This is a genomic window from Streptomyces sp. P9(2023), from assembly GCF_032436795.1.
Taxonomy (GTDB): Bacteria; Actinomycetota; Actinomycetes; order Streptomycetales; family Streptomycetaceae; genus Streptomyces.
Window position 1 is genome coordinate 275,198 of the sequence record NZ_JAUPWM010000006.1, and the last position, 12,572, is coordinate 287,769.

The window sequence follows — 12,572 nt, forward strand, 5'->3', positions numbered from 1 at the left end:
CGCGCTAGATCCCGAACTCGCGCAGCGCGACGAGGAAGTCGGCCGGCCGGGACGCGTGGATCTCGTGGCCGGTGTCGATCGTGACGAGGCGGGCGGCGGGGATGTGGTCGGCCATCCAGGAGAGCCGCTCCTGCGCGAGGTGGCTGATCTCGCCGCCCGCCACGACGAGGGTCGGGGCGGTGATCGCCGCGAGCCCCTCGCGCCAGGCGGGATCCGGCACGTTCAGCTGGGCGTCGGTCGCGAGCACGACGTCCCAGTCGAGGCCGAGGGGCCCCTCGGGGCGGGCGGCGCGGCCGCGCGGCGGATCGAGCGGGAAGAAGACGGGCGCCTCCTCCAGGACCAGTCGGCCGATCAGGCCGGGCTCGTCCATGGCGAGGAGGTAGGCCGCCGCGCCGCCCATCGAGTGGGCCACCACATCGGCGCCGGCGAGGTCCAGCTCCTTCAGGAAGCCGCGCAACTCGTCGCGGAACACGTCGAATCCGTACGGCACGGTCCAGTCGCTCAGGCCGTGACCGCGCAGGTCGACGGCGTACACCCGGTGGTCCGCGGCCAGGTCTCCGGCGATCCGCGCCCAGTCGGCGCTGTTCCCGCCGCGCCCGTGCACGAGCACCACGGGCGGGGCGGCCTCCTCGCCCCACACCCGGTAGGCGAGGCGGACGCCGTCGACGGTGACCGTACGGACCTCCGGGTCGAGGAACGCGGCGATCGAGCGGGCGAAGGCGCCCGCGTCGTCCACCCAGGGGAAGTGCCCCGCGCGGGCCTGGACGACCAGCTCGGCGTTCGGGAAGAACGCCGCCAGCTCGGCCGCCCGCGCCGGGCTCGGGCCGCCGTCGTACTCCCCCGCAAGGATCAGGACGGGCGCGGTGAGCGCGCTCAGCGCGGCCCGGGTCGCCTCGGGGTCGAAGGCGCCGGGTGCGTAGTAGGCGGCCGCGGCGTCCCAGTGGGCCTGGTCGGTGATCGCCGCCGCGTGGGCCCGGGCGGCCTCGTCCCATCTGCCGTAGGCGAAGGGCGCGGCCAGCTCCATGACCCGGGCCACGGGCGTGTCGGGCCCGATCGTCGCGAGGGCGGCCCGCGCGTCCGCGTACCAGGGCTCGTCGGCGAACACCTCCCCCGCCTTGTCCCACTCCTCGTCGGTGATCTCGATGCCGACGGCCCGCGTCCCCGGGGTGACGAGGACGAGCGAGCTCACCCGCTCGGGGTGGGCCGCCGCGTACAGCGTGGCGAGGTTCCCGGCGGCCGAGTGGCCGAGCAGGTCGATCCGCTCGAGCCCGAGGTGGCGCCGCAGCGCCTCGACGTCGGCCACCTGGCGGTCGCAGCGGTACGAGGCGGGGTCCGCGGGCTCGGCGCTCGCGCCCGTGCCACGGAGGTCGAGCACGATCAGTCGGCGGTACGCGGCGAGGCCGCCGAGTTCGCCGAGGTACGCGGCGTCGCGCATCGGGCCGCCCGGGAGGCAGACGAGCGGCTCGCCCTCCCCTCGTACGTCATAGGCCAGTTCGGTCCCGTCGTACGTCGTGAAGCTCGGCATGGCAACGATCGTGCGCGCCGCAGGATGATCTTCGCAACCGATTTCGCCGGGGGCGCGATACGGTGGGATCACTCCCACCCACGAAGGAACCACTCCCCCATGCCCGAGACCCTCCGAGGCGACTGCTCGAACTGCTTCGGGCTGTGCTGCGTCGCCCTCCCCTTCGCCAACTCCGCCGACTTCGCCGTGAACAAGGCGCCCGGGGAACCGTGCCGGAACCTCCAGGAGGACTTCCGTTGCGGCATCCACACCCGGCTGCGGCCCAGCGGGTTCTCGGGCTGCACGGTGTACGACTGCTTCGGCGCGGGCCAGAAGGTCTCCCAGGTCACCTTCGGCGGGGTCTCCTGGCGCGAGGCACCGGAGAGCGCGCGCCGGATGTACGAGGTCTTCCCGGTGATGCGCCAGCTCCACGAGCTGCTGCGCTACCTCACCGAGGCGCTCGCGCGACCCGCCGCCCGCCCGGTCCACGCGGAGCTGCGGCGGGCTCTGGAGCGGGTGGAGGACCTCACCGAGGGCTCGGCGGAGGTGCTGGAGAAGCTGGACGTCGCCGCCGTGCGGGGCGAGGTCAACCCGCTGCTCCTGAGGACCAGCACCCTGGTGCGGGCCACGGCGGGCGCCAGGACCAAGAGCCGGCGCGGCGCGGACCTGATGGGCGCCCGGCTGCGCGGCGCCAAGTTGCGGGGCGCCGACCTGCGGGGCGCCCTCCTGATCGCCGCCGACCTGAAGGGCGCGGACCTGTCCCTCACCGACCTGATCGGCGCCGACCTGCGGGACGCCGACCTCTCGGGCGCGGACCTCACCGACGCCCTGTTCCTCACCCAGCCCCAGCTGAACGCGGCGCGCGGCGACGCGACGACCCGCCTGCCCCAGGGGTTCGAACGCCCTTCCCACTGGCCGCGGTCCTAGGCGCGCAAAGGTAGGGGCGGGCCAGCAGCAGGCCGGTGGCGGTCGTGGCGATGCCCACGTAGACCGGGGCGAGGTGGAGGAAGTCCGTGTAGTGGATCGCCGCGTGCACCACGACCGCGGGCAGGAAGCCGAAGGCCGCCGCGGTGGACAGGGTCCAGAAGACCCAGGACTCGCCGCGCCGCCAGCCCCAGGCGCTGAGCAGGGTGATCGCCACGGCGGCGGACATCAGTGCGCCGCCGAAGCCCGCGCGGTCGTGGGCGACGAAGGGGACGAGTCGCGGGTTCACGGCTTCCAGGGTCTGCGTGTCGGCCCCCAGGAAGACCAGGTCGGTCGGCACGAAGACGCCCGTGAGGCCGACGGTCGAGATGACCGCGCCGCCGACGAACAGGCCGGCTCCCGTGACGATGAGCAGCAGTTGGCCCACCAGGGCCCGTCGGCGTTCCCGTTCCGGGCCCTCGGGCATCGGGTTCCGGCGCGGGGTGTGCGGGCGCCGGCGGACCGCCGCCACGAACATCGGGAACAGCACGAGGGTGGTGGCGGTGTGGAGGGGTTCCACGAAGCCCGTGACCAGGAAGTAGAACAGGGTGGGGAATCCGATGGCTCCGGAGAGCAGGTACGTCTCGCGGGCCCAGGGCCATCCGCGTCTGATCCCGCCGACGGCGAGACCCGTGTAGAGGGCGCCGATCGACACCATCGTGCCGGCCATGGTGATCCGGTCGTGCTGGAGGAAGTGCACGAGGTGGTGGTTGGCGGCGTGCAGGTCGTGCAGCGTCATGCCGAGGTAGTCGCGGTCGTACCGGAGCAGGACGGGCCCGAGCGTGATCGCCGCGGCGCCGAGTCCGCCGCCGATCATGCCGAGTCCGACGAGCAGCGCCCACACCCAGGCGGGCCACCGGCGCGGGTCGCGGCCCGCGTCCCGCAGCCCCGGAGCGGGTGCGGTGGGCGTGGCGGCCTCGGTGACCCGGGCGAACCAGCCCGGCCCGGCCTCGACGAGCACCCCTGGCCGGGCGAGGACGACGGCTCCCGGCTCGTCGAGCGTGGCGGCAGCGGCGGTGACCGAGGCGTCCGAGACGTGGCGGACGCGCGGGTCGTCGGCGCGGGTGAAGCCGTCGACGTGGGGTTCGAGGGCCGCCTCGGCCGCCGGGTCGGCGGTGCGGACGACCACGGGGATCGAGCGGCCGGCGGTTGCCTCGCGTACGGTCTCGACGTCGGCCGCCGAGACCGGTGGCGGCGTCGCCGAGCAGGGCGACCCGGCCGCGCACGAAGGAGGTCAGCGGCGGAAGTGCGTAGAGGTCGTGGCGGAGCACCGTGTCGGCGGGGACGGCGGCCAGCAGGAAGGGGACGGGATCGGGCCAGGAGCCGAACCGGCGCAGCAGTTCTGCGTGCTCGGTGGAGCCGAAGGCCGTTCCCGGTGGCAGCGACGCGGTCGCGAAGCAGTACATCCGCCCGCCGGGCAGCGCCGTGTAGCCGAACCGCTCGCCGCGGCCCCAGGTCGCGGCGCCCTCGGCGGGCGGCTCGGCGAGGGGCTCGGTGACCATGCGCCAGGCGGTGTAGCCGGCGTACCGGGGGCCGGGCGCGTCGGGCCAGTGCGCGCGGCGGACCGCGCTGCGCAGCCCGTCCGCGCCGATGACGAGGTCGGACCGGGCCTCACCGCGGCCGTGCCGGACGACGAGGCCGTCGCCGTCGTCGCGGACGGCGGTCACCTCGCTGCCCGACCGCAGGCACTCCGGGGGCAGTGCCTCGGTGAGCGCCCGCAGCAGCTCGGCGCGGTGCACGACGAGCAGCGGATGGCCGAAGCGGCGCACGAGTTCCGCGTTGTCCGTACGGGCCAGCCAGCGGCCCCGGCGGTCGCGTACACCGCCCGTGGCCTCGACGGCGCCGATCGCCCGCACGGTGTCGGCCAGACCGAGCGCGTCGAGCGCGCGCAGGGCGTTCGGCCAGAGGGAGATCCCGGCGCCGATCTCGGTGAACTCGGGCGCCCGTTCCAGCACTTCGACGCGCCAGCCCCGCCGGTGCAGGGCGATGGCGGCCGCGAGGCCGCCGATCCCGCCGCCGACGACGGTGGCGGCGCGCTGCGGCATGGTTCCTCGCTCAGGTTCTGGGGCTCCGCCGGACACGGCGGGGGCTGGGGGTACCGGCGCAGGTCGGGCTGAGCGGCGAACCATAGCGACATGTCGACACTTGCCTGTCAACGCCGGTCGTCGACGGCGCCGGCCGGGTCCCGAACGCCCCGGATCGGACGGCGCCTCAGGTCCCTACGGGACGTACACGTACGGCGTGGTCGTCGTCAGGGCGGTGAAGCCGAGGCGGGTGAGGATCGGTCGGCTCATGGCGGCCGCGTCGACCTGGACGTACCGGTGGCCGCGCTCGACGGCGATCCGGGTGCGGAAGGCGACCAGGGCGCGGTAGAGGCCCCTGCCCCGCCAGGCTTCGACCGTGCCTCCGCCCCACAGGCCCGCGAAGTCGGTGCCGGGGTAGAGCTCCAGGCGCGCCGCGCTGACGGGTTCGCCGTCGGCCATGGCGAGTACGGCGGCGACGGTGTCGGGCGCGGCGGCCAGCCGGTCGAGGAGCTGGCGGCCGATGTGGGAGCTGTCCCCGCCGAAGGCCCGGTCATGGACCTCGGTCACCAGCGCGACCCCGGCCGCGTCGGTGACGGGGATCAGCTCGACGCCCTCCGGGAGGTCCACGGCGGCCGGCAGTGCGGCCGCCTCGGCGGTCATCAGGGTCTCCTGGTCCTCGGCGGTGAACCCGGCGGCGAGCAGCCGGTCGGCGAGGTCCGCCGGTGCGTCGTGTCCGTAGACCTTCCACTCGAAGGGCAGGCCGAGGGCGGTGAAGTGGCGGATCTGCTCGGCGACGGCCTCGTCGGCGTCCCGCTCCCCGAGACCGGACCAGAGAACGCCGTTCCACGCGTGGGCCGGGCCCGTCTGGCGTACGACCGGGCCGACCCGCTCCACCCGTGTGCCGGGCCCGTCGGGGCGGGCACCGAGGCGCATCTGGCGGTCGTACCGGGCGAGGAGCTGTGCGTGGTGGTCCATGGCGCAGACTCCAGCACCTGCCGTCGGGGCGCCGCAACGGCATTTCCGCGCCCCGACGGACCGGGCGGCGGGTCAGCCGGGCGTGTGGCGCAGTGGCGTGAGCTGTTCGATGTCGTAGCGGCGGCGGAGTGCCTCGATCGCCGCGTGGTCGACGTCTCCGCCGGCGCCGAGGATCTCCATGAGCTCCTCGAAGTACCGCTCGTGGTCCGGCGGCGGGGAGGCCTGGAAGAGCATTCTGGCCGGCTCCCCCGTCGGGTTGGCGAAGGCGTGCGGGCAGCCGGGCGGCACGAGGATCAGGGTGCCCGGGGTGGCCCGTACGGCCCGCTCCCCCGAGGCGGACTCCCAGTCCCGCCAGCGGTCGGGGGTGCGGACGAGCGGTTCGAAGGCGAGGACGTCCAGCTCGCCTTCGAGGAGGTAGAAGAGTTCCTCGCTGTGGCCGTGGGTGTGGGCGCCCACGTCGAACCCCGGCGGGACCTCGACCTCGAAGGTGGAGGCGGTCGGGGTGTGCTCGCCGGTGACCTTGAACGTCACCCGCTGGGCGGCCGTCGTGAGGGTCCTGCCGTGTCCGGGCGGGACGACGAGTCCGTCGGCCGGGTGGATGGCTGTCATGGTGCCGTACGTCCTCTCACCAGGTGACCGGCAGTGTCTCGGGGCCGCGGATCAGCGCGCCCCGCTGCCACTGGATCTCCTCCTCGGGCACGGCGAGCCGCAGCCCGGGGAACCGCTTCCAGAGGGTGTCGAGGAGGATCTCGGACTCGATGCGGGCGAGTTGGGAGCCGGGGCAGTAGTGCGGTCCGTGGCCGAAGGCGACGTGCGGGTTGTAGCCCCGGTCGAAGTCGAGGCGCTCGGGGTCGGGGAAGACCTCCGGGTCGCGGTTGGCGGTCAGGTACGAGACGTAGACGGGTTCGCCGGCCGGGATCAGGACGCCCCCGACCTCGACGTCCTCCAGGGCGATCCGGGAGAGTCCGACCGCGTTGCGGTGCGGGATGTAGCGGAGCAGCTCGTCGACGGCCTGCGGCAGCAGCTCCGGTTCGGCCCGCAGCCGGGCGAGGTGCTCGGGGTGGGTGAGGAGGGCGTAGACCATGTTGGCGCTGTTGTTGCGCACGGCGTGCGCGCCGCCGATCTGGATGAGGACGGCGAGGCCGACGGCCTCGTGCTCCTCCAGGGTGGCGTCGTCGACGGCGTCGGCGAGGACGGCGGCGAGGGTCTCGCGGCCGGTGTCGTGACTGCGGCCGATGAGGTCGGTGAAGTACTGGGCCATCTGGGCCTTCGCCTGCTCGCTGGCCTCGCGGCCGGCCCCGGCCGAGATGATCGTGTCGGACCACTTCGCCATCAGCGGCTGGTCGCCCTCCGGTACGCCCATCAGCTCGCTGACCATGGCGAGCGGGAAGGGCCGGTTGACCATGGCCATCAGATCGGCGGGGGCGCCCTGTTCCTCCACGGCGTCGAGGAGCCGGTCCATGGTGGCCTGGGCGTGGTCGCGGAGGGCGGCCAGGGCGCGGGCGGAGAAGGCGCGGGCGACGACGCGCCGCATCCGGGTGTGGTCCGGCGGGTCGGCGAAGCCGACGGCGCCGTCCATGGGGATGAAGTGCGGGGCGAGCCGGGTGATCTGGCGGCCGTGGACCGCCTGGCGGCTGAAGCGCGGGTCGACGGAGACGAACTTGACGTCCTCGTAGCGGGTCACCAGCCAGGCGTGACCCTCGCCGTGCGGCAGCCGGACCCGGGTGACCGGGTCCTCGTGGAGCAGTTTGGCGAGCAGGGGGTCGAATTCGAGGCCGGTGAGATCGGGCACGGCCCAGAAGTGGACGCGCGGGGTGTCGGCGGACTGGGGGGTGGCGGTGGTGGTCATGAGGCGACTTTCGCGGGTGCGGGGGTGTTCGGCGACGTGAGGGACGGGGACGGAGTAAGGCGGGTGGGCTCCCGCGGGTCCAGGCGGGTGGGTGATGGCTGGTCCAGGCGGACGGGTTCGCGGCGGATCTCGTCCGCCGGGCGGTCGCCGGTCCAGCGGCCGAGGGAGACCTCGGCGGTGATTCCGGGGCCGAAGCCCGCGATCAGGCCGGGCGAGCCGGGCGCGGGGCCGCCCTCCTCGAAGAGCCGGCGCAGGGCGTCCAGGACGACGGCGCTCGCGATGTTGCCGTACTCCGTCAGCGTGGCCCGGCTGAAGCGGAAGGCCTCCGGGGCGACCTTGAGATGGCGGCCGAGGTCGTCGAGGATGCGCGGCCCGCCCGCGTGGATGATGTAGAAGTCCTGGGCGCCGGCGTCCTGTCCATGCCGGGCGGCGAGGTCCACGAGGGCCGGGGCGAGCTGCTCCATCGTGCCGGGGACGCGTTTGTCGAGCATGAAGTGGAAGCCGGTCTCGCGCACCTTGTAGGCGATCCAGTCCTCGCTGTCGGGCACCAGGTGCGAGCCGTTGCCTTCGAGCCGTACGCCGACACCGCCCGTGCCCCGGATCACCGCCGCCGCGACGGCGTCGCCGAACAGGCCGTTGGAGAGCAGGTTGCCGACCGTGAGATCGGTCGGCTGGTAGCACAGGGAGCAGAACTCGCAGGCCACGATGAGCGCGTTGGCGCCGGGGTAGGCGACGCAGAAGTCGTGGGCTCGGTTGATGGCGCCGCCGCCCGCCGCGCAGCCGAGCTGGGCGATCGGCATCTGCCGGGTGTCGTTGCGGAACCCCAGGGTGTTGATCATCCAGGCCGTGAGCGAGGGCATCATGAAGCCGGTGCAGGAGACGTAGACGATCAGGTCGATGTCCCGGGCCTCCAGGCCCGCGTGGCCGAGCGCCTCCTCCACGACGGCGGGCACCCGCGCCTTGGCCTGGGATTCGTACGCGGCGTTGCGCGCCTCGAATCCGGGGTGGGCGAGCGTGCGCTCGATGGGCTGCACGAGATGGCGCTTGGCGACGCCGGTGTTGCCGATGAGGCGGAGCACGAGCGGGAGTTGCTCATGGCCGGCGTGCAGGCTCCGGGCCAGGTCGAGGGTCTGTTCCTGGGTGATCGTGTGCTCGGGGACGGCGACGGCGGGACGGCACAGGACGGGCATGGGGGTCCTTTACGTCCGGAGGAGCTGACGGGGGTCCGTCCGGGCCGGGGAACAGTCGCCGGTCGGACCTCTGGTTCTCTCCGGTTTCCCACGTTGTGCGCAGAACGTGCGGGAAGACGATCAAACACACTCAATTGTGTGATCTTACGGTTACCGCGGTGGCAGGCGAGGTCGACGGGGAAAGCCCCAGGCGGTCACCCGGGGCCTCCGTTCCGACAGCGACAGGTCGCCGAAAGGTCAGATCCGATCGGCGACGATCATCAGGTAGTGGAAGCTGCCTTCCTTGTACGCCGTGAGGAACGGATCCTCGATGCCGGTCGCCACCGAGCACTTCGCGCGCAGCTCCCAGTACGGGATCGTCGCCGCCGTCAGGTCGACGACCTCGATGGGCACGAGGTTGTTCTCCGCGAGCGCCCGGAAGTAGGCGCTGCGCGGGTGGATGTTGCAGGTGTAGTGCTCGTCGATCCGGCTGACCGCCTTGGAGCGGAGCCCGGTCACGTCGTTCGAGCAGCCGGTGATGCAGACGTACCGGCCGCCGTGTTCCAGGAGCCGGGAGAACTCGTCGAAGAGCTCGAAGAGATCCACGTACATCGTGGTCTCGTTGGTCCAGACGGCCTGGCGCGAGCCGGTGGCGAAGCCGGTGTCCAGCATGTTCCGGAAGTGGAACCGGACCCGGTCGGCGACCCCGCGCTTCTCGGCCTGCGCGTTGGCGAAGCCGACCTGGTACTCGGAGATCGAGACGCCGTCGACGCGGCAGCCGAACCGCTGCTCGGCCATGATGCTCGTGCCGCCGCGGCCCGAACCCGCGTCCAGGAGGACGTCGTCCGGCGTGCGGTTTCCCAGGTGGTCGAGGAGCAGGTCGGCCTGGGCCGTCTCGAGCCGGTGCAGCTCCTGGATGATCCGCGCGTCCCGGGTGTCCTCGGGGCCGGCCAGGACGGCGGGGTCGTAGTCGCCGATCCCGTAGTGGTGGTGGTAGAGCCCGTCGATCTCGCCGAGCCGCAGATTGACCGGGTCCTGCTGGTGGGTGTTCCAGTAGCGGGCCACGGACTCCTGGTAGGGCGTACGCAGCACGGTGGACTGGGTGGTCGTGGTCATGCGTGGGGTTCCTTACGTGGTTCGTGTGGGGGGACGGAGGAATGTAGGGGTGGTACGGGGAGGGGGACGGCCGCCCTGGGTCAGTCCGCGGTCCGGTAGCGGGCGCTGCCCGCGTGCCACTCGCGGTTGCCGCCCACCCAGGCCCACGTTCCGGCCAGGAAGCGGGACAGCCGCGGGGAGCCGGCGCGGGCCAGGGCGGACGCCTCGGCCTCGAAGGTGTGCATCAGCTCGTCGTGGATCTCCACGGAGCGCGTGACCGCCTCCTCCAGGGAGCACCGCTCCTCGGCGGCGATCAGCATGGGCAGGCTGACGTCCGTGGGGTCTTCCTTGGCCATCGAGTACAGGTCGTTCATCAGGACGGTCGCCGTGCCGGCCAGATTGAACGCGCGGCGCACCCGGGGGTCGGCGAACTCGGCCTGGGGCACCTCGTAGCCGGCGACGGCGTCGACCAGGACCATGCACGGGACGAAGCTGTTCTCGTGCCGGTGCATCAGGTACTCCCAGACCGGCGGCCGTTGCCCGGTGGTCCGCCAGACGCCCTCCTGGTTGTACGCGACGAACATGATGGCCAGCTCGTGGCGGAGCCGGCGCACCTGGGTCGTCGAGGCGTACGCGAGAAGGTTGTCCAGGGCCGAGCGGAGCGCCCTCGCCACGGGGTCGGCGTTCACCTCCCGTTCCAGCTGGGGCGCGTACCGGAGCGGGAGCTGCGCCCGGTCGATGACGGCGTGGCAGAGGGCGAGGCGCTGCCCCAGGACCTCGTGGTGGGGCTCCTCCACCTCGCAGTCGACGATGTGGTCGTCGACCGCCCACTCGGCGAGCCCGCACTTGGCGGCGGCGAGGAGCATGTCGGGGTCGTCGGACTCGGGGTGGCCGAGCATCATCAGCCGTCCGAAGTTCGCCGACCGGACCTTGTCGAGGTGGCCGGGGTAGATGCCGACCTCCTCGGCCCACAGCACCAGGCGCTCGTTGACCAGTTCGCCGAGGGCGGGGTCGTCGCGGACGGCGGGCGGACAGTACAGCGTCGGTACGCCCTTCGGCGGCGGGGTGCCCGAGGCGGGCGCCGCACCGGAGGTGGCCGGCTGCGGGATCAGGACGCGGGCGGCCGAGGTCCCGAGCCCGGTGGGCCCGTACGGGAGCGCGGAGGCCGGCGGAGGCGGCGCGCCGAGGAGGTCCGGTCGGGCGGGCCGTCCGGGATCGGCGAGCACCGCGTCGACCAGCGCCGCCGCTTCCCGGGTGCGGGAGAGGCGGGAGATCGCGGACACGGCTCAGCCCCCGGTCCCGCGCGTCCGGGGGTCAGGCACGCGGACGCACCTCGACGTTCTCCAGGATGCCGATCGCGTCCGGGACGAGGACGGCGGCCGAGTAGTAGGCGGAGATCAGGTAGGAGATGATCGCCTTCTCGTCGATGCCCATGAAACGGCAGTTGAGGCCGGGCTCGACCTCGTCCGGCAGGCCGGTCTGGTGGAGACCGATGACGCCCTCGTTGTTCTCGCCGGTGCGGATCGCGATGATCGAGGAGCTCTGGTGCCGGCTGACGGGGATCTTGCCGCAGGGCAGGATCGGCACGCCGCGCCAGGCCGGGATGGCGTGGCCGTCGACCTCCACCGAGCGGAGCATGAGGCCGCGCTTGTTGCATTCCTTGCCGAAGGCGGCGATGGCGCGCGGGTGGGCGAAGAGGTACTGGGTGCCCCTGCGCATGCTCAGCAGGTCGTCGAGGTCGTCCGGGGTGGGCGGTCCCGAGTGGGTCTGGATGCGCTGGTCGAAGTCCGTGTTGTGGAGCAGCCCGAACTCCCGGTTGTTCACCAGCTCGTACTCCTGGCGCTCGCGCAGCTCCTGGATGGTCAGCCGCAACTGCTGCTGGGTCTGGTTCATCGGCTGGTTGTAGAGGTCGGCGACCCGGCTGTGGACCTTCAGGACGGTCTGGGCGACGCTCAGTTCGTACTCGCGCGGCTTGAGTTCGTAGTCCGCGAAGGCGCCGGGCAGGACGGCCTCGCCGATGTGGCCGGCGCTGAGCTCGATGGCGGCCTCGCCCGCCTTGTTGGTCGGCCGGCGGTGGCCGTTGGCGCTCTGGCCCCGGACATGGGCACCGAGGCTCTCGTACTGGTCGGCGATGGCCTTGTACGCCGACTGCGGCAGGGTCAGCAGCGTGACGCCCGTCGCGGCCTTGGCCGTGAACTCCCACTTGCCGTCGCCTGCGAGGACCTGGCCGCCGAAGGTGTCGCCGTCGCCGAGGCGGCCGAGCAGGGTCTCGTCGCCGTACTTGCCGGTGCCGACCTTCTCGACCTTGCCGTGGGCGATCAGGAAGACGTGGTCGGCCTTCTTGCCGGCGTGCACGATGACCTGACCGGGCTCGTACTCCTTCTGCACGAACCGGTCGGCCAGCGCGCCGAGCGCGGTCGGGTCGTCGAAGCCGCGCAGCAGCGGCAGTTCGGTCAGCTCCGCGGGGATGACCTGCACCTTGGAGCCGTTCTTGATGAAGGTCACGCGTCCGTCGCCGGCGACGTACGAGAGCCGGCGGTTGACGCGGTAGGTGCCGCCGGGGGTGTGGACCCACGGAAGCTTGCGGAGCAGCCAGCGGGAGCTGATGCCCTGCATCTGGGGTTCGGACTTGGTGGTGGTCGCGAGGTTGCGCGCGGCGGCGGTGCTCAGGCTGAGCTGGTTCTGCTGCGCCTCGGCGGAGGGGGCGGGCGCGGGCGCCGCCTGCTTCGTATCGACCGACATGGTCTGACTCCGTTCCTGGGACTCTCGACGTTCGTCACTCTCCGCGTTCAGGTCTAACGCATCGTTGCCGTTGTCATATGCTTCCGGCGTGGCCGTGCAGGAGCACTCGGCCTGGCGTAAGCGCCTCTCGTGCGCCGTCCGCGCTCCGCCGTCGCGGTGACCGAGCATGATCACGAGCTCGCGGAGTCAGAAAATCGCCGCCACCCCCTTGCCAGGGACCGGGTCCGGCCGGATTTACTGACTTCGCAAGG

Annotated in this window: 10 protein-coding genes and 1 pseudogene; 1 reads left to right on the top strand and 10 read right to left on the bottom strand. The window is 72.7% G+C overall.

Annotation, left to right across the window (positions count from 1 at the left end):
- Window positions 1-4: 4 nt before the first annotated feature.
- Window positions 5-1,525 (bottom strand): alpha/beta fold hydrolase, encoded by a 1,521-nt coding sequence (locus tag Q5762_RS12150; protein ID WP_315892029.1) that lies wholly within the window; start codon window positions 1,523-1,525, stop codon window positions 5-7.
- A gap of 99 nt (window positions 1,526-1,624) precedes the next feature.
- On the opposite strand from Q5762_RS12150, the gene Q5762_RS12155 reads away from it, so the two are divergent.
- On the top strand, window positions 1,625-2,431 hold the full coding sequence (locus Q5762_RS12155; RefSeq protein ID WP_315892030.1) for a pentapeptide repeat-containing protein: 807 nt from the start codon (window positions 1,625-1,627) through the stop codon (window positions 2,429-2,431).
- Here the strand turns inward: Q5762_RS12155 and Q5762_RS12160 are convergent.
- The 9 genes and pseudogenes from Q5762_RS12160 to Q5762_RS12200 form a co-directional block, all read right to left on the bottom strand.
- Entirely contained in the window at window positions 2,340-3,596 is a 1,257-nt protein-coding gene (locus Q5762_RS12160) for a hypothetical protein (RefSeq protein WP_315892031.1), read from the bottom strand. The genes Q5762_RS12155 and Q5762_RS12160 overlap by 92 nt on opposite strands.
- A gap of 481 nt (window positions 3,597-4,077) precedes the next feature.
- A pseudogene (locus Q5762_RS12165) lies at window positions 4,078-4,596 on the bottom strand (FAD-dependent monooxygenase); the annotation flags it as partial.
- Between the two features lie 90 nt (window positions 4,597-4,686).
- Window positions 4,687-5,466, bottom strand: a complete 780-nt coding sequence (locus Q5762_RS12170) for a GNAT family N-acetyltransferase (protein ID WP_315892032.1) — start codon at window positions 5,464-5,466, stop codon at window positions 4,687-4,689.
- A gap of 72 nt (window positions 5,467-5,538) precedes the next feature.
- Entirely contained in the window at window positions 5,539-6,075 is a 537-nt protein-coding gene (locus tag Q5762_RS12175; RefSeq protein WP_315892033.1) for a cupin domain-containing protein, read from the bottom strand.
- A 16-nt stretch (window positions 6,076-6,091) separates the two neighbouring features.
- Window positions 6,092-7,315 carry a cytochrome P450 gene (locus tag Q5762_RS12180; protein ID WP_315892034.1) on the bottom strand — a complete coding sequence of 408 codons (1,224 nt, stop codon included), beginning with the start codon at window positions 7,313-7,315 and terminating at the stop codon, window positions 6,092-6,094.
- Window positions 7,312-8,505: a type III polyketide synthase gene (locus Q5762_RS12185; protein ID WP_315892035.1), complete on the bottom strand. Its 1,194-nt coding sequence runs from the start codon at window positions 8,503-8,505 to the stop codon at window positions 7,312-7,314. Before Q5762_RS12185 ends, Q5762_RS12180 begins: the two co-directional genes overlap by 4 nt.
- A gap of 237 nt (window positions 8,506-8,742) precedes the next feature.
- Window positions 8,743-9,600 carry a geranyl diphosphate 2-C-methyltransferase gene (locus tag Q5762_RS12190; protein ID WP_315892036.1) on the bottom strand — a complete coding sequence of 286 codons (858 nt, stop codon included), beginning with the start codon at window positions 9,598-9,600 and terminating at the stop codon, window positions 8,743-8,745.
- 80 nt (window positions 9,601-9,680) lie between these two features.
- Window positions 9,681-10,862 (bottom strand): family 2 encapsulin nanocompartment cargo protein terpene cyclase, encoded by a 1,182-nt coding sequence (locus tag Q5762_RS12195; protein WP_315892037.1) that lies wholly within the window; start codon window positions 10,860-10,862, stop codon window positions 9,681-9,683.
- 31 nt (window positions 10,863-10,893) lie between these two features.
- Window positions 10,894-12,321 carry a family 2B encapsulin nanocompartment shell protein gene (locus Q5762_RS12200; protein ID WP_315892038.1) on the bottom strand — a complete coding sequence of 476 codons (1,428 nt, stop codon included), beginning with the start codon at window positions 12,319-12,321 and terminating at the stop codon, window positions 10,894-10,896.
- Window positions 12,322-12,572: the final 251 nt, after the last annotated feature.